This window comes from Pseudomonas sp. H11T01, from assembly GCF_048515765.1.
GTDB lineage: Bacteria > Pseudomonadota > Gammaproteobacteria > Pseudomonadales > Pseudomonadaceae > Aquipseudomonas.
The window spans coordinates 77010-101527 of sequence record NZ_JBLYED010000013.1 but is presented as its reverse complement, the minus strand read 5'-3'; the positions used below and the strand labels follow the sequence as shown (position 1 = coordinate 101527).

At 59.1% G+C, this 24518-nt stretch carries 19 protein-coding genes; 7 read left to right on the top strand and 12 right to left on the bottom strand.

Translation table 11 applies throughout. From position 1 onward, the window contains the following. Window positions 1-15: 15 nt before the first annotated feature. Both ACN1C3_RS18575 and ACN1C3_RS18570 read right to left on the bottom strand, forming a co-directional pair. Complete coding sequence (locus ACN1C3_RS18575) at window positions 16-681, bottom strand: dienelactone hydrolase family protein (protein WP_419117235.1); 666 nt, start codon at window positions 679-681, stop codon at window positions 16-18. Window positions 682-691: 10 nt separating this feature from the next. Continuing rightward, the gene (locus tag ACN1C3_RS18570) at window positions 692-1384 is read right to left on the bottom strand and encodes a phosphoribosyltransferase (protein ID WP_419117234.1); all 693 of its coding nucleotides are present in this window, start codon (window positions 1382-1384) and stop codon (window positions 692-694) included. A gap of 189 nt (window positions 1385-1573) precedes the next feature. Here ACN1C3_RS18570 and ACN1C3_RS18565 point away from each other — a divergent pair, with 189 nt between their 5' ends. The 4 genes from ACN1C3_RS18565 (at window position 1574) to ACN1C3_RS18550 (ending at window position 6475) form a co-directional block, all read left to right on the top strand. Beyond that, the gene (locus ACN1C3_RS18565) at window positions 1574-2557 is read left to right on the top strand and encodes a zinc-dependent alcohol dehydrogenase family protein (protein ID WP_419117233.1); all 984 of its coding nucleotides are present in this window, start codon (window positions 1574-1576) and stop codon (window positions 2555-2557) included. A gap of 155 nt (window positions 2558-2712) precedes the next feature. After that, window positions 2713-3639 (top strand): universal stress protein, encoded by a 927-nt coding sequence (locus ACN1C3_RS18560; protein WP_419117232.1) that lies wholly within the window; start codon window positions 2713-2715, stop codon window positions 3637-3639. A gap of 110 nt (window positions 3640-3749) precedes the next feature. Next, complete coding sequence (locus tag ACN1C3_RS18555; protein WP_419117231.1) at window positions 3750-4886, top strand: HlyD family secretion protein; 1137 nt, start codon at window positions 3750-3752, stop codon at window positions 4884-4886. After that, complete coding sequence (locus ACN1C3_RS18550; RefSeq protein ID WP_419117230.1) at window positions 4883-6475, top strand: DHA2 family efflux MFS transporter permease subunit; 1593 nt, start codon at window positions 4883-4885, stop codon at window positions 6473-6475. Before ACN1C3_RS18555 ends, ACN1C3_RS18550 begins: the two co-directional genes overlap by 4 nt. Before the next feature lie 8 nt (window positions 6476-6483). Here ACN1C3_RS18550 and ACN1C3_RS18545 read toward each other — a convergent pair whose 3' ends face one another. The 5 genes from ACN1C3_RS18545 to ACN1C3_RS18525 all read right to left on the bottom strand — a co-directional run bounded on the left by ACN1C3_RS18545 (window position 6484) and on the right by ACN1C3_RS18525 (window position 10995). After that, window positions 6484-6924 (bottom strand): carboxymuconolactone decarboxylase family protein, encoded by a 441-nt coding sequence (locus tag ACN1C3_RS18545; protein ID WP_419117229.1) that lies wholly within the window; start codon window positions 6922-6924, stop codon window positions 6484-6486. 144 nt (window positions 6925-7068) lie between these two features. Continuing rightward, window positions 7069-8514 (bottom strand): mechanosensitive ion channel domain-containing protein, encoded by a 1446-nt coding sequence (locus tag ACN1C3_RS18540; RefSeq protein WP_419117228.1) that lies wholly within the window; start codon window positions 8512-8514, stop codon window positions 7069-7071. A gap of 165 nt (window positions 8515-8679) precedes the next feature. Then, a complete protein-coding gene (ycaC, locus tag ACN1C3_RS18535) occupies window positions 8680-9306 on the bottom strand; it encodes an isochorismate family cysteine hydrolase YcaC (protein ID WP_419117227.1) in 627 nt (208 codons plus the stop codon). A gap of 56 nt (window positions 9307-9362) precedes the next feature. Next, entirely contained in the window at window positions 9363-10046 is a 684-nt protein-coding gene (locus tag ACN1C3_RS18530) for an isochorismatase family protein (RefSeq protein ID WP_419117226.1), read from the bottom strand. An 82-nt stretch (window positions 10047-10128) separates the two neighbouring features. Beyond that, window positions 10129-10995 carry a pirin family protein gene (locus tag ACN1C3_RS18525; protein WP_419117225.1) on the bottom strand — a complete coding sequence of 289 codons (867 nt, stop codon included), beginning with the start codon at window positions 10993-10995 and terminating at the stop codon, window positions 10129-10131. Between the two features lie 107 nt (window positions 10996-11102). Here ACN1C3_RS18525 and ACN1C3_RS18520 point away from each other — a divergent pair, with 107 nt between their 5' ends. After that, the gene (locus tag ACN1C3_RS18520; protein ID WP_419117325.1) at window positions 11103-12011 is read left to right on the top strand and encodes a LysR family transcriptional regulator; all 909 of its coding nucleotides are present in this window, start codon (window positions 11103-11105) and stop codon (window positions 12009-12011) included. A gap of 127 nt (window positions 12012-12138) precedes the next feature. Beyond that, a complete protein-coding gene (gene dkgB, locus ACN1C3_RS18515) occupies window positions 12139-12942 on the top strand; it encodes a 2,5-didehydrogluconate reductase DkgB (RefSeq protein WP_419117224.1) in 804 nt (267 codons plus the stop codon). 22 nt (window positions 12943-12964) lie between these two features. Here the strand turns inward: dkgB and ACN1C3_RS18510 are convergent, their stop codons facing one another. The 5 genes from ACN1C3_RS18510 to ACN1C3_RS18490 form a co-directional block, all read right to left on the bottom strand. Beyond that, on the bottom strand, window positions 12965-16213 hold the full coding sequence (locus ACN1C3_RS18510) for a transporter substrate-binding domain-containing protein (RefSeq protein ID WP_419117223.1): 3249 nt from the start codon (window positions 16211-16213) through the stop codon (window positions 12965-12967). Next, complete coding sequence (locus tag ACN1C3_RS18505; RefSeq protein WP_419117324.1) at window positions 16214-16837, bottom strand: response regulator; 624 nt, start codon at window positions 16835-16837, stop codon at window positions 16214-16216. Window positions 16838-17140: 303 nt separating this feature from the next. Next, a complete protein-coding gene (locus ACN1C3_RS18500) occupies window positions 17141-17587 on the bottom strand; it encodes a response regulator (RefSeq protein WP_419117222.1) in 447 nt (148 codons plus the stop codon). 277 nt (window positions 17588-17864) lie between these two features. Beyond that, entirely contained in the window at window positions 17865-20633 is a 2769-nt protein-coding gene (gene mgtA, locus ACN1C3_RS18495) for a magnesium-translocating P-type ATPase (RefSeq protein WP_419117221.1), read from the bottom strand. Window positions 20634-21210: 577 nt separating this feature from the next. Next, window positions 21211-22386, bottom strand: a complete 1176-nt coding sequence (locus ACN1C3_RS18490) for an MFS transporter (RefSeq protein ID WP_419117220.1) — start codon at window positions 22384-22386, stop codon at window positions 21211-21213. Between the two features lie 174 nt (window positions 22387-22560). Between ACN1C3_RS18490 and ACN1C3_RS18485 the strand changes: the two genes are divergently transcribed. Further along, the gene (locus ACN1C3_RS18485) at window positions 22561-24402 is read left to right on the top strand and encodes a glycoside hydrolase family 15 protein (protein ID WP_419117219.1); all 1842 of its coding nucleotides are present in this window, start codon (window positions 22561-22563) and stop codon (window positions 24400-24402) included. The last annotated feature ends 116 nt before the right edge of the window (window positions 24403-24518 follow it).

Below are 24518 nucleotides of genomic sequence, written 5' to 3'. Positions count from 1 at the left end.
TAGATTTCCTTGGCATTAATCCCGTGCTCGCATAACTGACAGATGCACCTCAAACCAGTCGCCAGCCAGTCTGGCGACTTCCTCGAGGGTCCCCGGCTCTTCAAAAAGGTGGGTGGCACCGGTTATGACCTCCAGCCGTTGTTCACACTGCAGGGTCTGTGCGCTTTGGCGGTTCAGGCCGAGCACCGTCGGGTCCTGATCGCCGACGATTTGTAAGGTGGGTGCCTTCACCAAGGCCAACGCTGCCCCGGCAAGGTCAGTCCGCCCTCCTCGGCTGACCACCGCGTGCACCACGTCCGGGCGCAGCGCCGCTGCCAACAACGCCGCTGCGGCCCCAGTGCTCGCGCCGAACAGCCCGATGCGCAACGATTGCAATTCAGCTCTGCGCCCAATCCAGTCGATCACACCTACCAGCCGTCTGGAGAGCAGCCCGATATCAAAGCGCAACTCCCCGGTCAGGTAGTCCACATGTTGTTCCTGCTCCGTGAGTAGATCGAACAGCAACGTGCCCAGGCCTCGCTCGGCCAGCGACTGTGCAACCCGCTGGTTACGGGGGCTCGAACGACTGCTGCCGCTGCCATGGACGAACACCACCAATCCGGCTGCGGCTGCAGGCAAACGCAAATCAGCGGCTAACTCGACGTCCGCCAGTTCAAGCTTGCGACGCTGTGGCTTTAGCATTGGATGTGCCTCAAGGCGTTCCCTGTGCCGGCTTCGATTCGCGTTGCCAGGCGCGTTGCAGCAGATCAATCACCTCGTCGTCCGAGGTCTGGGAAAAGTCCGCGTACCAACTGCCGATCGACATCAGCCACTCGGGGGTGAGCGGACAAACCAGCTCATCCACTTCACTGCGCAGCGCCTCTGCGGTCTCAAGCGGAGCCACCGGTACCGCGACGATGATGCGTGCCGGTTTTTGCAGACGCACAGCATGAACCGCTGCCATCATCGAAGCCCCTGTGGCCAGCCCGTCATCGACCAGAATCACCACCTGGTCTTGCAACTTCATGGGCGCACGGGTTGCCCGGTAAGCGCGCTCACGACGCAGCAACTCCTGGCCTTCCCGTGCGACCACGGCCTCGAGTGTGCGTTGATCAATGTGGTTAGCCCGTAGCGCATCCTCATTCACTATTTGAATACCGCCGCTGGCAATGGCGCCCATAGCGAACTCCTGGTGGGACGGCACGCCGAGCTTGCGGACCAGCATCAGGTCCAGGCGAACCTCCAGAGCGGTGGCGACTTGATAGGCGACCGGTACGCCGCCGCGAGGCAAGGCCAGGACAATCACATCGGCTCTTCGAGCGTATTTGAGCAGCGGCTCCACCAGGCTTTGGCCGGCAGCGGTCCTGTCACGCAAGGTCGTTTGCTGAGAGGAATAATAAGTCATTCAATACCTCCTCCAGGCGGTATACCCCAATGCCGGCCTGTCCACATAGCGTTTGATTGACGCGTGGAAGCCCATGTTCCCCCGGCGGCGCGAGCATTCGCGTAATGACGACGTCCGGGCGCCAAGGTTCTCATTTGGTCTGCCCCCACGAACTACAGTAATAAGTATTACTCATTCTGGAGAATGGTCATGCGCGCCATGGTTTTACATTCCCCAGGTCAGCCGTTGCAATTGGAAGAGCGTCCAGTCCCGACACCTGACACCCATCAATTGCTGATCAAGGTGCTGGCCTGCGGTGTCTGCCGTACTGATCTGCACCTGTTCGACGGCGAGCTGCCTCAAGCGGTGCTGCCACGGGTTCCGGGGCATGAAATTGTCGGTCAGGTCGTGGCCGTCGGCTCGCAAGTGGCACCTTACTGGATAGGCAGACGGGTCGGCGTCCCCTGGCTGGGCTGGGCCTGCGGACACTGCGCTTTTTGCCTGGAAGGACGGGAGAACCTGTGTAATCAGGCACTGTTCACGGGATGTCAGCTCGATGGAGGTTATGCCGACTACGTCCTCGCCGATGCGCGCTTTTGCCTCACCATTCCAGCCGCGCTGTCGCCTGTCGAGGCCGCTCCGTTGCTGTGTGCCGGGCTGATTGGTTATCGCGCCTTGCGGATGGCGGGAACAGCGCCGCGACTGGGTCTCTATGGTTTTGGCGCCGCCGCTCATCTGGTCATACAAATCGCATTAGCACGTGGCCAGCAGGTGTATGCCTTCACCCGCCCCGGCGACACACAAGGCCAGGATTACGCCAGAAAACTGGGCGCCGCCTGGGCCGGGTCTTCAGAACAGCCGCCACCGCAGCCTCTGGACGCCGCGCTGATATTCGCCCCTGTCGGAGCCTTGATACCACTGGCCCTTGCAGCGACGATCAAGGGCGGCAGTGTGATTTGCGCCGGTATCCATATGAGCGATATTCCGGGCTTTCCCTATCAACTGCTGTGGGGTGAACGAATACTGCGTTCGGTGGCCAATCTGACCCGCGAAGACGGCAAGGCGTTCTTCGCCGAAATTCGTCATACGCCCATTCGTCCCCATGTCACCCGCTTTGCTCTGATAGATGCTAATGCCGCCCTCGCCTGCCTGCGCCAAGGACAGGTCAAAGGGGCGCTGGTACTGACGCCCTGAACGTTAGCGCGACCACACGTCGGACGCCTCCGCTGACGTTGGTGCAAATCAACCCGTTTGCCGGTACTGGCGGCATGATCAGATAATAGTTTCACCACTTGACGTCCAGTCGCGGCCCGCAAGAACCGCTGTCTTTACCGTTCGGGAGGTTTGTCATGTCCAGACAAAAACGCTTCATGCTGGTGGCTTCGCCATTGATGCAGCACAGCGCGGCCTTCGACAGGGCTGCCGCACTGGCCAAGGCCGAGGGCGCGGCGCTGCACATTGTGGCTTTTGACTATCTCGAGGGCCTGGCGACAGCTGGCCTGGTCAATGAGCAGGCGCTGGAGCACCTGCGTTTGGGCTACGTCGAGCGACATCGCCAATGGCTGGAGGAACAGGCCAGACCCCTGCGCAAAATCGGCGTTGAGGTGACCACCGAGGCGGTATGGGTCGAACGCCCACTGGAAGAAATCCTGATCCACCTCAAAGAACAGCCCATGGACATGATGATCAAGGCGCTGGAGCACGAATCACTGTTGACGCGGATCATGTTCACGCCCCTCGACGTGCACTTGATGCGCCAGTGCACGGTACCGTTGCATTTCGTGAGCAATACCCGTCACGCCCTGCCACGCAAGATCGTCGCCGCGGTTGACCCGCTCCATCACCATAAGCAAAACCAGGGCTTCAATGACCGGATCATCAGCAAAGCGGTGAAACTGGCGATGCGCTGCAACGCCGAAGTCGAGGTGTTGTACGCCTATGACCTGTCATCGATCACATCGGCGGAGTTCGGCTTTTCCAAAGGTTCGTCCTTCTTCTCCTCGAGTATGGCCAAGGCCATGTATGACATTCAGGAAGAAGCCTTCAACGCGCTGGCCGAGCGCAACGGCATACAGGCCGCTCAGTGCCACATGGTCATGGGCAATCCAGCCAAGGTCCTGACCAGTTATGCCGATGCCCATGACGTCGATGTCATCGTCATGGGCAAAGTGAGCCCCCATGGCCTGGATAAACTCATCGGCAGTACGGCGGAGCACCTGCTCTACAAGATGCCTTGCAGTGTGTTGGTGGTCTCTGCTGAACAACTCGAGGATTGAATACAGCAGCCAGTACACCAGACGAATGACCGAAAAAGGCACTTGCGGCTAAATATTACATACGTCATATTACACGCGTAATATTAGTCTCATCCAATAGGTGCCCTGCCATGACCAGCATGACTGCAGTTGAAGAGCCCGGCGTCGCTGCCGCACTGAACCCGCCCAAGCCAGCCTTGCTCAAGCGTCTGATGCTGATAATTCTGACCACTGCCGCGCTGGTGTTGATCGGGTTCTACAGCCTGCATTGGTGGACCAGCGGTCGTTTTATCGAAGACACCGACGATGCCTACATTGGCGGCGATGTCACCGTGATCGGGCCAAAAGTCGCCGGTTACATCGAAGAAGTGCTGGTGACCGACAACCAACAGGTGCATGCCGGGGACGTGCTGGTTCGGCTCGATTCACGGGACTACCGCGCCAGCCTGGCCAAGGCCGAGGGTGCGGTGGCTGCCGAAGAAGCCCTGTTGGCCAACCTCGACGCCACCGAACAACTGCAACAAGCGGTGATCAGTCAGGCACGGGCCGGGGTCGATGCCACCGGCGCGGAGATGTCTCGTTCGCGCGATGACAATGCGCGCTACAAGCGCCTGGTCGGCAGCTCCGCAGTCTCAGTGGAAAGTGCGCAACGGGCAGACGCCACCTTCAAAACCGCGCAGGCCCTCGGCGCTAGGGCCCAGGCCGAATTGCTTGCCACCCAGCGCCAACTCAACGTGATCGCCACCCAGAAACAGCAGGCCCGAGCGGCATTGATGCAAGCCCAGGCGGAGCGGGATATCGCTCGATTGAACCTGGGTTACACCGAGTTGCGCGCACCGATTGATGGGGTGATCGGCAACCGTCGGGCGCGGGTTGGCGCCTATGCCGTTGCCGGCTCTCAACTGCTGTCGGTGGTGCCGGCCAGCGGCCTGTGGGTCGATGCCAATTTCAAGGAAGATCAGCTCAGGCTGATGGTGCCTGGCCAGCGGGTAAGCATCCACGCCGACGTATTGCCCGGGCGCGAATTCCACGGTCATCTGGACAGCCTGGCGCCGGCAACCGGCTCACAGTTCAGCGTGTTGCCACCGGAAAACGCTACGGGCAACTTCACCAAAATCGTCCAGCGCGTGCCGGTGCGCATCATCCTCGATCCGGATGACGCGGTGTTGGGCCACCTGCGTCCGGGCCTCTCGGTGACCGCCTCGGTCGACACCAAAGCCGAGCGTCAAGAACCGTCGGCTGCCGTCGCCCAGGCCAGCGCACCATGAGTCGCGCCCTCGCCGCTCCGGCCAAGCCCTTCGATGCCTCGTCCATGGCGACCGCGACCAAAGTGTTCGCCTTTGCCACCATGTGCATCGGCATGTTCATTGCGCTGCTGGATATCCAGATCGTCTCGGCTTCGTTGCGCGACATTGGTGGCGGGCTCTCGGCCGGCACTGACGAAACCGCCTGGGTGCAGACCAGCTACTTGATCGCCGAGATCATCGTCATCCCGCTCTCGGGTTGGCTTTCACGGGTGTTTTCCACGCGCTGGCTGTTCTGCGCCTCGGCGGTCGGTTTCACCCTGGCCAGCCTGCTGTGCGGCGCGGCCTGGAACATCCAGAGCATGATTGCCTTCCGCGCGCTGCAAGGGTTTCTCGGCGGTTCGATGATCCCGCTGGTGTTCACCACTGCGTTCTTTTTCTTCACCGGTAAACAACGGGTGATCGCCGCGGCGACCATCGGTGCCGTGGCTTCGCTGGCACCAACTCTGGGCCCGGTGATCGGCGGCTGGATCACCGACATATCATCCTGGCACTGGCTGTTTTACATCAACCTGGTACCAGGAGTTTTCGTCGCGGTAGCGGTACCGATGCTGGTGAAAATCGACGAGCCCGAACTGTCGCTGCTCAAGGGCGCCGACTACCTGAGCATGGTCTTCATGGCGCTGTTTCTCGGCTGCCTGGAATACACCCTCGAAGAAGGCCCGCGCTGGAACTGGTTCAGCGACAGCACCATCCTCACCACCGCGTGGATCTCCGGGCTGGCCGGCCTGGCCTTTATCGGTCGCAGCTTGCACGTGGCCAACCCGATTGTTGATCTGCGCGCCTTGAAAGACCGCAATTTTGCCTTGGGCTGTTTCTTTTCCTTTGTCACCGGGATCGGCCTGTTCGCGACCATTTACCTGACACCGCTGTTTCTCGGACGGGTGCGCGGCTATAGCGCGCTGGACATCGGCCTCGCGGTGTTCTCCACCGGGGTGTTCCAGATTATGGCGATTCCGCTGTATGCCTTTCTGGCCAACCGCATCGACCTGCGCTGGATCATGATGACCGGCCTTGGGCTGTTTGCCTTGTCGATGTGGGATTTCAGCCCGATCACCCACGATTGGGGGGCCAGAGAATTGATACTGCCGCAAGCCTTGCGCGGTATCGCCCAGCAACTGGCCGTGCCGCCGGCCGTGACCTTGACCCTTGGCGGGCTGGCCCCAGCGCGTCTCAAGCATGCTTCGGGACTGTTCAATCTGATGCGTAATCTGGGCGGCGCCATCGGCATTGCCGCCTGCGCAACCATCCTCAATGACCGCACCAACCTGCACTTCACCCGGCTCGCCGAGCATCTCAACAGCAGCAACGAAGCCATGAACCAGTGGCTGACGCAGGTGGGCGGCAACTTAGCCGCCCTCGGCCAAAGCGGCGACCAGGGCGTCACCGCCAGCCTGCATCAGCTATGGCTGCTGACCTACCGCGAGGCCCAGACGCAAACCTATAGCGACGCGTTTTTGGTGATCATGGTCTGCTTCATCATCGCCACCGTGATGGTGCCCTTGATGCGCAAGGTCAAACCACCGGCCGCGCCGTCTGCCGATGCTCATTGAGGCCAGGTTTATTCCTGGGGAAACTTGCGAAAGCCCACGGCCAGCCGGTTCCAGCTATTGATCGTGGAAATCGCCATGGTCAGGTCGACCATTTCGCTGGCACTGAACTCGGCGCTCAGCAGTGCGTAATCTTCATCCGGCGCGTGGGTTTCCGAGAGTCGGGTCAGAGCTTCGGTCCAGGCCAGTGCGGCACGTTCACGCGGGGTGAAAAACGGTGTTTCACGCCAGACCGAAACTGCATAGAGACGACGTTCGGTTTCACCGCCCTTGCGGGCATCAGCGGTGTGCATATCGACGCAGAATGCACAGCCGTTGATCTGCGAAGCGCGCAGCTTGACCAGCTCGACCAGTTTTTTCTCCAGTGGCAGTTTCGAGACCGCGGTTTCCAGCGCCAACATGGCTTTGAAGGCATCCGGCGAAGCGGTGTAGAAATCGATACGAGGTTGCATGGTGTGCTCCATAACAAGTGGGGGTGCAGCTACGTTAGCCCCGCCTGTGGATTGCACAAATAGCCAATTGTTGGGAAGTTGAGGATGCCAATCGGGCAGTGATCGGCGCCCGATCAGACGCCCTCAATAAAACAACCCACCTCTCTACGCCCTACTCCGCAGCCACTGCAAAATGCCCTTTCTTTTCTCCACCACTTTTGGCACTTCCTGAGTCAGGGTGTGTGCGGTGTGCAGGCGGAAATCCAGCAGGCTTTTCATTGCGTCACTGATATCGCGGCGGGCATCCAGGCAAGGTTTCAGGTATTCCTTCTCGATGCGATACAAGGTGCAAAAGGTCTTGGCCGAGAAATCAGCGATCACAGCCTGGCCTTCGAGGATCCCGGCCTCGCCGATCACCTCCCCTGGCCCCATGCGGCCGGCTTCGAACTTGGTGCCGGCACGGCTCAGGGCTACCGAAACCACGCCGGATTCGATAATGAACAAATGATCGCTGACTTCGCCGGTGGCCAGGATCATCTCGCCGGCACGGAACGTTTGCAGGGTCATGTTCTGGCTGAAGGTGTCTTTCTCCTCCTGACGCAAGGTCGAGAAAATATTCGAACCTTCCAGCAGCGCCCGGGGCCGTGAGTAGTTGACCGGCGTCGCGGTTTCCACTGTCGACAGCAGGCTCACACCCGAGGCCTTCAAGTGCCGATACGCCAGATCGAACAGCTGATTGCGCACCTCACGCTTCTGAGCCATGGACGATACAAACCCGCTGATTTCATATTCCGCCCCGCTGCTGCTGGAGCTTTTCAGCGCAACATTGGGTGCTGGCTTGCCGAGCAATGGCCGACACCCCTGCATGGCACGCTCCAAGGCTTCGATCACCGTTTGCGGCCGGGCATGGGGGCTGATCTGCAGGCTGACGGACAGACCGAACAGGTCGCGGGGCCGGCTGAAATTGATGATCTTGGCTTTTGCCGCCAGGGAGTTGGGGATTACCGCCATGCTGCCTTGAGTCGTTTGCAGTCGCGTCGCCCGCCAGTCAATATCGGTCACCCGGCCTTCGGTACCGTCGATCGAGATCCAGTCATCGATTTGATAGGGTTTGGTGGCGTTCAGGACGATGCCGGAGAACACATCGCTGAGGGTGCTTTGCAGCGCCAGACCGACAATGATCGCCACCGCCCCGGAAGTCGCCAACACACCCTTGACCGGCAAATCGAGCACGTAGGCCAGTGCCGCAATGATCGCGATCAGGAAAATCACCGCGCCGATCAAATCCTGTAATAAACGTCCGGTATGCCCGACCCGCTGCATCATCACAGTGCCGAGCAGCACCGTCAGGGTCCGCGCGCCGAACAGCCACCAACCGATCTGCAGGCCGGTCGCGGCCAAGTGCAATGGCACATTCTCAGGCCACGGCGCCGGCTCCATCGGGTTCATTCCTTCGTTGAACAGCAACACGCTGAACAACGAAAAAATCACTAGCCGCAGCGCCAGCTTCCAATTGCTGCTATTGGCCGAAATCAGCCGCCACAGCAGGATGTCGATAAGGATCAGGGCCAACGCGCAGAGCAGCGGGTGATCGGTGAGCAGTGTCGGCATCAAGCATCTCCAGCAAGCGAATAACGTGAAGATGCCACACATTGTAGGAGCTGGCGAAGCCTGCGATCTTTTGGCGATCATCCCTTTAACCGGAGATCAAAAGATCGCAGCCTGCGGCAGCTCCAACGAGGGCGATTGGTGGTCGCCATTGATGATGCGGTGAGATTATTTGCCGTTGGTCAGGGCGTTGTAGCTGGTCATCAGGTTACGGTAGTCAGGGATGTGGTTGGAGAACAAGGTGGCCAGCCCTTCCACATCGTTGCGCCAGTCGCGGTGCAGTTCGCACGCCAGGCCGAACCAGGTCATCAGCTGCGCACCGGACGCCGACATGCGATCCCAGGCCGACTGCCGGGTGAGTTCATTGAAGGTGCCGGAAGCATCGGTGACCACGAACACTTCAAACCCTTCAGCCAGTGCCGAAAGCGCCGGGAATGCCACACAAACCTCGGTTACCACACCGGCGATGATCAGTTGCTTCTTGCCCGTGGCCTTGATCGCCTTGACGAAGTCTTCGTTGTCCCAGGCGTTGATCTGCCCAGGGCGGGCGATGTACGGCGCCTCCGGGAACAGCGCTTTCAACTCCGGCATCAGCGGGCCATTGGGGCCGGTCTCGAAACTGGTGGTGAGGATGGTCGGCAGCTTGAAGTACTTGGCCAGATCAGCCAGGGCCAGCACGTTGTTCTTGAATTTGTCCGGTTCGATATCGCGAACCAGCGACAGCAGACCAGCCTGATGATCAACCAACAGAACGGCGGCGTTGTTTTTGTCCAGACGTTTGTAAGAGGTAGTCATTGCAGTAGTCCTCGCTTTTTATCGATGCCGAGTAAAAGTCGGCGTGGGGCACTCGGTTAGCGCTGGGAATCCAGCACTTCGTGTTCGTTCGCCACTTGCTGAGCCTTGAGGTAGCTTTCGATCAGCAATTGATAATGCGGCATGGCCTGGGCGTAGACGGCGGCCCACTGCTCGGCGTCGGGGCGGTTCCACGAACCTTGCAGCTCAGATAGCGTAGCCATGATGTCGATTGGCACCACTCCAGCCTGAGACAAACGGGCAATTGTCAGATCAGTGGCCAGTTTGGAGTGGTTGCCCGAGGCATCGACCACCGCGAATACCTTGTAGCCTTCATGCACCGCGGCGATGGATGGAAAGGCCAGGCAGACGCTGGTCAGTGTGCCGGCGATCACCAGGGTTTTCTTGCCGGTGGCTTTCACCGCCGCGTGAAACTGCGGGTTGTCCCAGGCATTGATTTCGCCTTTGCGGGCGACGTATTGAGCGTGCGGTGCCTCCTGGTGAATCTCCGGGATCAACGGCCCGTTCGGCCCTTGGGGCACAGAGGCGGTAGTGATCACCGGCATTTTCAACAAGGTTGCGGCTTTGGCCAGGGCGATGGCGTTGGCGCGCAGTTGCGGGACGTCAATATCCTTGACGATCTGGAACAACCCGCTCTGGTGGTCGATCAACAGCAGCGCGCTGTCGTTAGGATCGATGGTCGGTTTCAGGCCATTGAAGTTGGCCGCATTGGATATGTTCATGAGCGTTTCCTCTTTATTTTTGGCGACAGCCATCCCTGGCCAGTGAATCGACCTACGTTCCTGCGTAGAGCGGAGTTGTGTATCAGCGATGCATCTGGCCGAATTGACCGGACTGGAAGTCGGCAAAGGCCTGATGGATTTCCGCCTCGGTGTTCATCACGAACGGTCCGTGGCCGACGATGGGTTCGTCGATCGGCTCGCCGCTGAGCAGCAGCACAACGGCATCGTTATTAGCCTCCAGACTGAGCTGATCACCGTTGCGTTCGAACAAGGCCAGCTGCCCTTCGCGAACCAGTTCCAGACCATTGACCTGAACCGTACCGCGCAGCACCACCAACGCCGTGTTGCGACCTTCGTGCAGGTCCAGCGTCAGCGCCTTGCCAGCGTTCAATCGAATGTCCCAGACGTCGATCGGCGTGAAGGTTCTCGCCGGTCCTTTGTGGCCGTCAAACTCACCGGCGATCAGCCTCAGGCTGCCGGCCTTGTCGTTGAGCGGCAGGTTCGGAATATCGCCATCGAGAATGGTCTGGTAGCCAGCGTCGGCCATTTTGTCTTTGGCCGGCAGGTTGACCCACAACTGGACCATTTCCAGGGTGCCGCCGCTGCGGGCGAAATCCTCGGAGTGGAACTCCTCATGCAGGATCCCCGAAGCCGCGGTCATCCACTGAACATCGCCAGGACCGATCTTGCCGCCACTGCCGGTGGAGTCACGGTGTTCCAGTTCGCCCTTGTAAACGATAGTCACGGTTTCGAAACCGCGGTGCGGATGCTGACCCACACCACGCCGTTGCGTGGTTGGGGTGAATTCAGCAGGGCCGGCGTGATCGAGCAGTAGGAACGGGCTGATGTGTTTGCCCAGACTGTCGTAGGAAAACAGTGTGCGAACCGGAAAACCGTCGCCCACCCAATGCGCTCTTGGGCTGGTGTAGATACCGATGATGTTTTTCATGGTGTGCCTCCGAAAGTGGGTGAGTGAAACCATGGACACACCTTAAATCCGACACCTTTGCTGCGGTAGACTGTAAAAATCACCCTTAGCGTTCTATTTGGAGAACGATAGTGGAAGACCTGAATACGCTCTACTACTTCACCCAAGTGGTGGAACACGGTGGTTTCGCCGCTGCCGGGCGTGCCTTGGACATGCCCAAGTCGAAACTCAGTCGGCGTATTTCGCAGTTGGAAGAACGCCTCGGCGTGCGGCTGATTCACCGCACCAGTCGGCATTGCTCGCTGACCGAGATCGGCCAAGAGTATTACCAGCGTTGTCTAGCCATGCGGGTGGAAGCGGAAAGCGCGGCCGAAGTCATCGAGCGCAACCGTTCCGAGCCCCAAGGTCTGGTGCGCATCAGTTGCCCGACGGCGCTGCTCAATTCATGGGTCGGGCCGATGCTGACCCGTTACATGCTCAAATACCCGCTGGTGGAACTGTTTATCGAAAGCACCAATCGCCGGGTCGACCTGATTCACGAAGGATTCGATATCGCACTGCGGGTACGTTTTCCGCCACTGGAAAGCAGCGATCTGGTGATGAAAGTGTTGGGCAACAGCACCCAATGCCTGGTGGGCAGTCCAGGTTTTCTTGCGCGCCTGTCGTCACCGGCCACGCCCGCTGACCTCAGCGGTCTGCCGAGCCTGCATTGGGGGACGGCGCAGCGCGAATATCACTGGGAGCTGTTCGGCCCGGATGCCGCCAGCGCGGTGATTCGCCATCACCCACGGATGGTCACCGACGACTTGATCGCCCTGCGCCACGCGGTGCTGGCCGGTATCGGAATCGCCCACTTGCCCAGCGTAGTGGTGCGCGAGGACCTGGCCGCCGGTCGATTGGTTCAGTTGGTGCCGGACTGGGCGCCAAAATCCGGCATTGTTCACGCGATCTTCCCCTCCCGTCGTGGCTTGCTGCCGTCCGTGCGGACCTTGATCGATTTCCTGGGCGAAGAGTTCAGCCGGAGCGACATTGCCTAATCCGCACAATCAAAAGAGTCCCATTCATGACTTGCGGTAAACATTGCTTTGCCGGTTCGGCGGTTTTTCTCAAAGGTACAGACAGGGATACTCGTGGCTATTCCCACTGCAACCTTTGGAGTCATGCATGCCTATTCCCGCGTTCGGCCTCGGTACTTTTCGTCTACAGGGCCAGGTGGTCATCGACTCGGTGAGCACCGGTCTTGAGTTGGGCTACCGAGTGATCGACACCGCACAGATCTACGAGAACGAAGCCGAAGTCGGCCGAGCCATCGCCGGCAGCGGTATCCCCCGTGAAGAGCTGTTCATCACCAGCAAGATCTGGGTGGCCAACTTCGCCAAAGACACGTTGATCGACAGCCTCAAGGAAAGCCTGCGCAAACTGCAGACCGACTACCTGGACCTGACCCTGATTCACTGGCCGTCCCCGGAAGACAAGGTACCGGTTGCCGAATTCATGGGCGCGCTGCTGGAAGCCAAACAGCAAGGCCTGACCCGGCAGATCGGCATTTCCAACTTCACCGTCGACCTGATGAAACAAGCCATCGCAGCCGTCGGTGCCGATAACATCGCCACCAACCAGATCGAACTGCACCCTTACTTGCAAAACCGCACCGTCGTCGAGTTCGCTCAACGCCAGGGTATTCAGATCACGTCCTACATGACGCTGGCCTACGGCGAAGTCCTGAAAGATCCGGTGATCCAGCAGATCGCCGACCAACGTCAGGCCACCCCGGCGCAAGTCACGCTCGCCTGGGCCATGCAATCGGGTTACGCAGTGATTCCGTCCTCCACCCAGCGCGCCAATCTGCAAAGCAACCTGAAGGCCTGCGCCCTCACCCTCAGTGCGGCCGACATGGCATTGATCGCCACCCTTGAACGTGGCCACCGTCTGACCAGCCCCAAAGGCATCGCGCCGATTTGGGATTGAGCCACTCAACCGCGCGCCGTGGTCAGTGCTGACCCAGATAGTGGGCCAGGCGTTCCATGGCGTGTTGCAAGGCCGCGACCGCGTGCGTCAGTGAAGCGGCGTCGCGCTCGCCTATGGCTGTTTCAAGATGTTCGCAACACAGAATCAAGCGGTGCGCATTGACGACCCGAGCGCCGCCCTTGATCCGGTGCGCCAGATCCCTGAGACCAATGTGGTCGTCAGTGGCGTACAACCTCTGTAAGTGGTCCAGATCTTCTTCAGTGCTGGAGGCCAGATCACGCAGCAAATCGTTGATCAGCGTCCGGTCTGCGCCGACCCATTGCTCCAGACTGCCCAGATCAATTTCAGCGCGGGTTCGCCCCGTGTTCTCCTCAAGCGCTATCGACGTCGTGCCTGGAGTCCTGGATACCAGTCGGGCGCTCAGGTCTTGCAGGCTGATGGGTTTGAACAGACAGTCATCCATCCCCGCCTCCCTGCAACGATCCTTTTCTTCCGGCTGGGCATTAGCGGTAAAGCCAAGGATCAAGCAGGCCTCAAGGCCCCTGGCCTGCTCTTCATCGCGAATGGCGCCAGCCAATTCGTAGCCGTTCATGGTCGGCATATTGCAATCGGTGATGACCACGTCGAACGAATGATTTCGCCACCGCTCAAGGCCCTGCTCACCGTCCACGGCCTCCAGCGTACAGTGGCCCAAATAGCTCAATTGCCGGGACAGCAACAGACGATTGGCCGGGTAGTCGTCAACCACCAGAATATTCAGTGGCTCTGTGGGCAATAGCTCAGCGGTGGCAGGTGGTGTCGGTTGGGCCAGCGTCTGCAAAGCCAGCACCTGCAGCGTGACCTCGATCTGTGTCCCTTGGCCCAACACGCTGTTCAACTGCAATTGGCCACCCATCATTTCACACAGCGAACGGCTGATGACCAATCCCAGACCCGAGCCACTGCGCGCAGACTGAGCGGGGTTACCGGCCTGAGTGAAGGGGCTGAACAAGCGCTGCTGATCCTGGACGCTGATACCGATCCCCGTGTCCTCGACCCGCACTCGAATGGCCAGATGCCCCGGGTCAGCGCCGGGCCCGATCTGCACCTTCAAGCGCACTTCACCCTCCTGAGTGAACTTGATGGCATTACTCAGCAGATTGGAAATGATCTGCTTGAAGCGCAGCGGGTCAATCAGCACCTCTCGGTCACTCTTGAGGTCCAGATCCAGAACCAACCGCAGGTGCTTGTCCCGCGCCAGGCCCTCGAAGACTCTTGCGACAGACTCAACCAGCGTGCGCAGATTGACCCGCTCCGGGGTCAGCGAAAGATGCCCGGATTCAATCCGGGCGATGTCCAGAATGTCGCCGATCAAGTCCAGCAAATCACGCGCTGCGGTGGAAGCGACCTCAATCGCAAAGCGGTCAGTGACGCCCTGTTCAGCCCTTTTCATGGCCAGTTCGAGCATGCCGATCAACGCGTTCATCGGCGTACGGATTTCATGACTCATGGTCGCCAGAAACGTGGTCTTGGCTCGATTGGCGTCGTCCGCCGCGTCCTTGGCTTCTTGCAGTTGCAGCAGCAGTTGCTGACGCTTGTGAATCAGGCTGCGCTGGTAGGCGATCCATCCCAATGCAAGCAATAGCAGCCCCGCGGCGAACGCAAAACCCTGAATGATCGCTGCACGATTGCGCAACCAGTAACTTTCCTCCACTGCCGCCTCATTGCGCCAGCGATTAGTCAACTCATCCATTTCTTCCGGTGGGATGCTCAACAAGGCTTTGTTCAGAATCGAATACAGTTCAAGAGCGCCACGGTGAGTGGCAAAGGTTATGCGTGCAGGCTCTGTGCCGACTGTACTGGTGATGTGCAAACGGTCGCGGTATCGCCGGGAAATCATGTAACGCGCACTGATCAGAGAGCTCAGCGCGGCATCGGCCTGTCCATTGGCTACCATTTCCATCGCCTGGGCCTGGTTTTCCACATCAATGAAACGGATGTCGGGAACCGCTGCAAAAACAAACTGACGCAACCCGTTGCCGCGAACAAGCGCCAGACTTTTGCCGCCCATATCGTCCAGCGTATTGGGGCTTTCGGCGCGAGTTCTGGTGACTAACACAAACGGGGTGACCAGATACGGTCGAGTGAAACGCAACTCAGCCTCGCGCTCTGCACTAGGCGTAATAACAGCCAAAAGATCGGCTGCGCCGTCTTTCACTTTCTCGATTTGTTTGTTCAACGAGCTACCTCGTAGCACGTCGAATTTCAGCCCGGTGCGCAGACTGATCTTGGCCAAAACTTGTGCGCTGAGCCCGCGAAACTCACCTTTTTCATCAGAAAATGAAAGGGGTACAAAGTCATCGATGATCGCTACTCTCAGCCTCGGATGTTGCTCCAGCCAGCGTTGTTCTTTGACACTGAAGTGCAAGCCTTGCTGGCCGGTAAAGCTTGTGCTGCCGGCGCTCCAACGACGCAGAATGGTCATGCGCTCACCGACCGGAATCGCCGCCAGGGCCGCGTCGACAATCCGCCGCAAGCGCTGGTTGTCGCGGGCCATGGCGAAGGCAAAAGGATTCATCTCCATCCGGGAGAAATCCGCCAGCTGGACATTGTTCAGGTAGTTATTGTTGATCAGATAATTGGCGCTGATGGAGTCACCGAGATACACGTCCGCCTGACCAAACGCCACCGCGCCGATGGCGCTCAGCGTTGACGGATACAGTTGCAGGCTGGCGCCGGGATAGAAGTCACGGACAGCCTCAGGCGGCAGGTAGTGATCGAGCATGGCCACGCGCTTGCCCGCAAGGTCGCTCGGCAAGTCGTTGCTGTCACCATTACGGGTAACCAGGGTCGGCGAGTCGTCGGCGTAAGACCGGGACATGGCCAACTGCGGGTCGGCGGCTTCAAAGCCGTTGGCCATGCCTAACAGATCCAGCTCCCCACGTTTCAGTGCGGCAATGACAGACTCACGAGACTCATAGCGCTGCACCTCGATCTTGGTGTGCAGCAACTGGGCCAGCAGATCCGCGTAGTCCGCGGTAATCCCTTCGAAATCATAGTTATTGAGCGTCAGGTCGAACGGGGCATAGTCCGGCGCCGAGGCCCCCAACCGCAAAGCACCCTTCTCCCTCAGCCAGCGCCAGTCCGTTTCATCCATCTCGACGCGGTAATCCTGAACCGTGGAGCGCCCCAGCAGATGCAAGGTCTGTATCTCGGCGCCAGCGCCAGACGAAAGAAACAACGGCCAGAAAAGAACCAGAGTTGTCAGCCCTCTGCGCAGGGAAATATTCATTCAGATCACATGATTACGCTTGGCCAAATCCCTCAAATGGACTGCCGACTTCACATTGAGTTTTTCGATCAAGCGGGTTTTGTAGGTGCTGACGGTTTTATGGCTCAAGAGCATCGACTCGGCGATTTCTTTATTACTTGAACCTCGAGCGAGCGCCTGAAAAATAGTCAGCTCCCGGTCGGACAATTTATCGATCAACTGCATTTCCGTGCACTGGAGGTGGTCCATATGCACAGAGCTGGAAGGCAAACGGGGGAAGTAGGTATAACCGGACATCACTGCATTGATCGCTTTGCTCAACTCTTCCAGATCATTGGTTTTTGAAATGAAACCAAGAGCGCCGCTCCTCATGCAGCGGGCGGAATAGAAAACCGGATCAAGCGCGGTATACACCAGCGTCCGACAGGGTGGCTCCAGGTCCTTAAGCCTGCTCAAGACTTCCATCCCATCCAGTTTGGGCATGGTGATATCCAGCACGATGAGATCGGGGCCTTGTTCACGGGCCATTTGTACGGTTTCCACACCGTTAGAGGCCTCCAGAACCGTTCGAAACTTCCCTTTAAGCATCATCTTGATCGCGGCTCGAATGACCGGGTGATCATCCGCAAGCAGAATTTTAATAATGTGAACTCCTATAGAAACAGCCGGGCTATGCCGGTAGCGAGAACGGCTATTTGCCCTTGTGCATCTGCGACCCAACCGCCGCTCCTGCGCGAATACCGTTACACGACTGGATCGGATTGCGCTACCTGTCAGAAATGACAGTTCAGACGAGCGGTAATCTTGAGATGAACAAATTTCAGGCGCGAAATGGCTGGCGCCACATGGCCTATGGCTATCGATTGAAGGTCTCAGGTATTGATACCGAAACCCGGCGGGGGAGCCATGCGAGAACAAAAGGTTCGAACAGTCTCTCTATCTGAGCCCTTAGCCCATATGGCTCTGACAAGCTGTACGCAACCACGGCAACATAGGTGCCTGGGCGCCATTAGTCTGTGGATCGACCATGTCCATCAAACGCCTGACCATCTCAAGGTCCGGCATTCGCGCCTGAATTACCTGCACCCTCTGAGGTTGGCGTACCTTGCTCGCAGTGAGTTGCACGTGCTGGCCATCGTAGATAAACCCATGATGTATCTGCTGATTGCCCCCACAGAACGCCAGCAAATCGAGGTCGACTCCCGCCGTCAGTGATGCACTGATCATCACCAGATCGAACGGCTCGCTGCCGTACTCCACCAGGGTTAACAGCTCTTCTACACACTGCGCCGGGGCGATGCGGAAATACCCCAACTGATTCAACATCCTTTCGATTTTCATTCGATGAAAATACTGCTCATCGGCGATCAAGATACGTAACGTTTTATTCAACATTTTTGGCAACCATGACAATGACGTTCCAGCAGGCTTGCACCAGCCAACTTCCATAAGGGCAGCAGGCTATGCGAGACACCGCCGGTTTTATGTAGGACCTTTCTCAAATAGACAGGGCATTTCCCTACACATGTCCGTTCACCTCAAGACTGAGTCTCGAGGCAAGGAGCTGCCAAAGGCTGGAATCTTTTGATCGTTGACGAAAATCGCCCAGACGGACACAGGTATTGATCGTTCCCGCGCGCTCTGCGTGGGAACGATCGTCCTTTTCTGATTTTTATTGCCAGCCAAACCGGCGGATGTAGAAGCCTTTCACCGCCTGGGTCAGTGCCATGTACGCCAGCAGAATCACCGGCAGGAACACAAAGTAAAGCGACGGCAACGCCTGCAGTTTGAAGTAATGCGCCAACGGCCCCATCGGCAGGAAGATTCCGACGGCCATGATGAGTCCGGTCATTACCAGCAGTGGCATGGCCGCGCGGCTTTGCAGGAACGGAATTTTCGGCGTGCGGATCATGTGCACGATCAGCGTCTGGGTCAGCAGCCCGACCACGAACCAGCCCGACTGGAACAAGGTTTGGTGATCCGGTGTGTTGGCATCAAAGACGTACCACATTAAGGCGAAGGTCAGGATGTCGAAGATCGAGCTGATCGGTCCAAAGAACAGCATGAAGCGCCCGACATCGCCCGGCTGCCAGCGTTGTGGTTTTTTCAGCATCTCTTCATCGACGTTATCGAACGGAATGGCGATCTGCGAGATGTCGTACAGCAGGTTCTGCACCAACAGGTGCATCGGCAGCATGGGCAGGAACGGGATAAACGCGCTGGCCACCAGCACCGAGAACACGTTGCCGAAATTCGAGCTGGCGGTCATTTTGATGTACTTGAGCATATTGGCGAAGGTCCGACGGCCTTCCAGCACGCCCTCCTCCAGCACCATCAGGCTCTTTTCCAGGAGGATGATGTCAGCCGCTTCCTTGGCGATGTCCACCGCGCTGTCCACCGAAATACCGATGTCGGCGGTACGCAGCGCCGGCGCATCGTTGATCCCGTCGCCCATAAAGCCGACCACATGCCCGTTGCCTTTGAGCAAGCGAACGATTCGCTCCTTATGGGATGGCGTCAGTTTGGCGAAGACGTTGGTGGTCTCCACCGCAACCGCCAGTTCAGCATCGCTCATGCGCTCGATGTCATTGCCCATCAGCAGGCCTTGTTGCTCCAGACCGACTTCACGGCAGATCTTCGCGGTCACCAGTTCGTTGTCGCCGGTCAGCACTTTCACTGCCACACCATGGGCGGCCAATGCCTTGAGGGCCGGCGCGGTGCTTTCCTTCGGTGGATCGAGAAACGCCACGTAGCCGATCAGCGTCAATTCCTGTTCATCCGCCAGGCTGTAGGTGTCGCGCCCGGTTTGCATGGGGCGCGCGGCAACCGCCACCACCCGCAGGCCCTCTTCGTTGAACTCGGCGGTGACCTGACGAATCCGCGCCAGCAACTCATCGGTCAACGCTTCATCGACCTCACCATGGCGTACGCGTTTGCACACGGTCAACACTTCTTCCACCGCGCCTTTGCAGATCAGTAGATGCGGTTGATCCTGCTCGGCCACCACCACCGACATGCGCCGCCGGGTGAAATCGAACGGAATCTCATCGACCTTCTGGAACGCCGTGCCGACTTTCAGCTCACGGTAGACTTCGACGTGCTCAAGCACCGCCACATCCAGCAGGTTTTTCAGGCCAGTCTGGTAGTAGCTGTTGAGGTAAGCCATTTCCAGCACATCGTCGGACTCTTCACCCCAGACATCGACATGCCGCGCCAGGAAGATCTTGTCCTGGGTCAGGGTGCCGGTTTTGTCGGTGCACAACACGTCCATGGCGCCGAAGTTCTGGATCGCGTCGAGGCGTTTGACGATGACTTTTTTACGCGACAGAAACACCGCCCCTTTGGCCAGGGTCGAGGTGACGATCATCGGCAGCATTTCCGGGGTCAGGCCCACAGCGATGGACAGCGCGAACAACAGCGCTTCCATCCAGTCACCCTTGGTGAAACCGTTGATAAACAACACCAGCGGTGCCATCACGAACATGAAGCGGATCAGCAACCAGCTGACTTTGTTGACGCCGGTCTGGAACGAGGTCGGCGCACGGTCGGTGGCGCTGACCCGCTGAGCCAGGGCGCCGAAATAGGTGCTGTTGCCGGTGGTCAGAATCACCGCCGTCGCCGCGCCGGAGACCACGTTAGTGCCCATGAACAGGATGTTTTCCAGGTCCAGCGGGTTGCGGGTCTCGGCGTCCTGCTGGCGAGGGAATTTCTCCACCGGCATCGATTCACCGGTCATCGCCGCCTGGCTGACGAACAGATCCTTGGCGGTGAGCACGCGGCAGTCGGCGGGGATCATGTCGCCAGCCGAGAGCACGATCAGATCACCGGGCACCAGTTGCTTGATTGGCAGCTCGATGCGCTGCGCGCTTTTGACCTCCAGCGCAGCGCTATAAAATCTGTCGAACATCGGTACCGCATCGGCGGCCGAAGGGGCGTGCCGCATGACAGTCGCGGTGTTGCTGACCATTTCCTTGAGCGCGTCGGCAGCCTGGTTGGACTTGGTTTCCTGCCAGAAGCGCAGCAGAGTCGAGAGCACCACCATTGAGAAAATGACGATGGCGGCTTTCATGTCCTCGGTCAGCCAGGAGATGACCGCGAGTAAGGTCAGCAGCAGGTTGAAGGGGTTTTTGTAGCAGTGCCACAGGTGGGTCCACCAGGGCAGCGGTTGCTCGTGCTCGACCTCGTTGAGACCATATTGCTCGCGCAGCGCATCGGCCTCTAGGTCGCTCAAGCCATCGCTGTGGCTGCCGAGTTGTTCCAGCAATACCTGCGTGTCGTTGTTGGCCGCGGCGACCAGGGTTTGCGCCAGGGTTGGCGGTACTTCACGGCTGACGCTGGCGCCGGTCAGGCCATCGAGCAGGGCTAGTCGGCGGAAGTGTCGGACAAAGTGCCGGGTCCGCAGGAAGCCGGCGAAGAGTTCTTTCAACAGGGTGAGTTTCATGGCTGTTCCCCCTAATGGTCAGCGCGGGGAAACCTTCAAGCAGGTACGACCGACCCGAGGCCTTGCCCGAATTACCGGCAAAGCAGGTCTGGCCCGCCAGTCATAAATGACAGGCGCGTCCGTAGCGCTGCGATGACGACGCAAAGGTCGGCCATCACGCACTGTTCAGCGTCGATGAGAGGGACGTCGGGATGCCGGCCAGGACTGGCCGCGATCGGGATGCCGCTTCTCGCTTTTCGGCGAGACAACGGCACAGGAAACTGCGCGTTATCTTGCCGAGAATGTGCCGGTTATTGAAACCGGCCGACTACTGTCACTCGAACAAGTACCCACTATGGGTCTCCGCAATTGATGAAAACGCGCGAAGCTTACGCCCCGATTCAAGGAGAGTAAACCGTATGAAAGTTTCCGTATGGTGAATCAGAAAATTCTTCAGGAAGGGTTCAGGTTGGGGAAACGATCGATGTTCATGATCGTTCCCACGCCCTGGTCTGCACCCCAAACATTGGACATAACCAATGGATTGTCTGTAAAGAGAACGGACGAAGGTGCACTCTAATTAGCGATCGTGGATGGCTTAGCTGCCCAGACGTCGATAGCTCTGTACCGCCGCCGCCAGCACCACGACACCTGCGCCAATCGACACCCAGAAACCGCTGCGTGCACCGAACGCATCCACCAGCCAACCCGAACTGGCCGCTCCAATCGCCACACCGATGCTCAACCCCGTGACCAGCCAGGTCAGGCCTTCGGTGAGCTTGGCGGGTGGCACGATGTTCTCCACCAGCGCCATCGCGACGATCAAGGTCGGGGAAAAGAACAACCCCGCCACAAACACCGCCATCGACAGACCGAAGATGTCGCCGGCCAGCAGCAACGGCAGCGTGGTCACCGCTGTAGCCACCCCGCCATACAGAAACAGCCGCGGCAATGGGATATCCAGTTTCAACGCGCCAAAGGCCAGCCCCGCCAGACACGAACCGATGGCATACATCGACAGCACGATGCTTGCAGCCGCGGGTTGGCCTTCTTGCTGAGCAAAGGCCACGCTGACCACATCGACCACACCCACAATCGTGCCCAAGGCGACCATCAGCAGCATCAGCAGACGAATCGCCCCCGAGCGAATGATCGAGCCACGCTCGTGGGCCTCATGAGGATGCACCGGCGGCTCGGTCCCACGCTGCAAGACAAACGCCGTCACGCCGACCGCCAGCATCAGCAACGCTGCCAGCGGACCGGCCTCGGGAAACGCGACGACGCACAACCCCACCGACAACGGCGGGCCGATGATGAAACACACTTCATCGAGCACCGACTCCAGCGCAAACGCCGTTTGCAGCTGTGGCTGGCCGCGATACAACTCGGTCCAGCGTGCCCGAGTCATCGCCGACATGCTCGGCATGCAACCGGCCAGCGCGGCGAAAACAAACAATGTCCAGTGCGGCGCTTGCAACCGGGTGCAGAGCAACACCATCAACAACGCCCCGCCACCGATCAGCGCAGAAACCGGCAGCACCCGCCCTTGGCCATAGCGATCGACCATCCGTGAAACCTGCGGCGCACACACTGCCGTGGCCAAGGCAAACGTCGCCGCCACCGCACCGGCCAAGCCATAGCCGCCCTGCAACTGCGAGAGCATGGTGATCAGACCGATGCCCGTCATCGAGATCGGCATCCGCGCAATCATCCCCGCCAGCACAAAGGCTCTGGCGCCGGGGGCGTTGAACAACTCGCGATAGGGGTTTGCCATCTCGTTCCAGCCTCAACAGGGGCCTGCAACTTGCCACAAACCCGGGTTGAGGTAAAAGTATCGATGACGCCCTACAGGGAATGTTTCGGTCAAATCATCCACCTGACCGTGAACTCTATCCCCCTCCCACCAGTCAGCTAGTTAGTTAGGCCCTCTATCCGGAGCTCCGTGGTAATGGCTGACTCTCATGCAGAACGACAAAGCACCGAACGGCAAAGCCCCATCGATGCCCACGGCATCATCGGCGACATGCGCAGCGCGGCACTGGTCAACGACAAGGGCAGCATCGACTTTTTCTGCTGGCCGGAATTCGATAGCCCGTCGATTTTCTGTTCCCTGCTCGACTCTCCGGCCGCAGGAATATTTCAATTGGCGCCGGATCTGCCCGATGCCCGCCGAGAACAGATTTACCTGCCCGACACCAACGTGCTGCAGACCCGCTGGCTGAGTGAGCGTGCCGTGGTCGAGATCACCGACCTGCTGCCCATTGGTGACAGCGAGGATGATTTGCCATTGTTGATCCGCCGGGTGCGGGTGGTGAGCGGCACGGCAAGCATTCGCATGCATTGCGCGGTGCGTCACGATTACGCACGCGCGCTCACCAAGGCGCGAGCAAAAGGTGCAGATGTCTGCTTCGAGGCGCCCCATCAGCCCGGTTTACGTCTGGTTTCTAACCAGCCCATGCAGATCGATGAGCACGCCGCCATCGCCGAATTCGTACTCGAACTGGACCAGAGCGCCGAATTCATCCTCGGAGGGATCGGCGACACGCGGGTGCAGATCGGGCAAAGCGACCTGTACCTGGAGCGCACCCTGAAGTTTTGGCGCGACTGGATCGGCCGCTCCAACTACCGCGGCCGTTGGCGGGAAATGGTCAACCGCTCGGCGCTGGCCATGAAACTGCTGACCTCGCGCAAGCACGGGGCGATCCTCGCCGCCGCCACCTTCGGCCTGCCGGAAACTCCCGGCGGCGAGCGCAATTGGGATTACCGCTACACCTGGATCCGCGACGCCTCTTTCACCGTCTACGCCTTCATGCGCCTGGGCTTCGCCGACGAAGCCAACGCCTATATGCGCTGGCTGCGCGGGCGGGTCAGCGATTGCAGCGGCAAATCGATGAAGCTGAACATTCTGTACGCCATCGACGGCCGCCAGGAGTTACCGGAAATAGAGTTGACGCATCTGTCCGGCCACGGCAACGCGACACCGGTGCGCATCGGCAATCAGGCGTACGAGCAGATTCAACTGGATATTTTCGGCGAGCTAATGGACGCCGTGTACCTGGTCAACAAATACGGCGAAGCCATCTCCCACGAAGGCTGGCGACACACTCGGGAGGTGGTCGATCAAGTCTGCGAAACCTGGCAGCAAGAAGACGTCGGTATCTGGGAAATGCGCGGCGAACAGCATCACTTCCTGCACTCACGGTTGATGTGCTGGGTCGCCGTCGACCGTGCCATCCGCCTGGCGTCAAAACGCTCCCTGCCCGCCCCGTTCGCCCGCTGGGACCAGACCCGCCAAGCCATCTACGAAGACATCTGGAGCAACTTCTGGAACGAAGAGCGCGGGCATTTTGTGCAGCACATCGGCAGCACCAGTCTCGACGGCTCTATGCTGCTGATGCCATTGGTGCGCTTCGTCGCCGCCACCGACCCACGTTGGTTATCAACCCTGCAAGCCATCGAGAAAAACCTGGTGCGCGCCGGCATGGTCTACCGCTACCGCAACGACGACAGCCAGATCGATGGCCTGCAAGGTACCGAAGGTGCCTTCGCTGCCTGCTCCTTCTGGTACGTCGAATGCCTGGCCCGCGCCGGTCAGGTGGAAAAAGCCCACCTGGAATTCGAACAACTGCTGCGTTACGCCAATCCGCTTGGGCTATACGCCGAAGAATTCGACAGCCATGCGCGACACCTGGGCAATACACCTCAAGCGCTGACGCATTTGGCGCTGATCAGCGCAGCGAGTTTTCTGGATCGTAAATTGAGTGGTGCGAAGACCTTTTGGCAGCCGTGAGGGCCAGGTACAGTCCTGATTGATGTGGCGGATGCTCCTCAGTCTTCGCGGGCAAGCCCCAATCGAATCGGAATACGTCAGGAATCCACGCCCGCTTTACTGCTTAAATGAAAAAA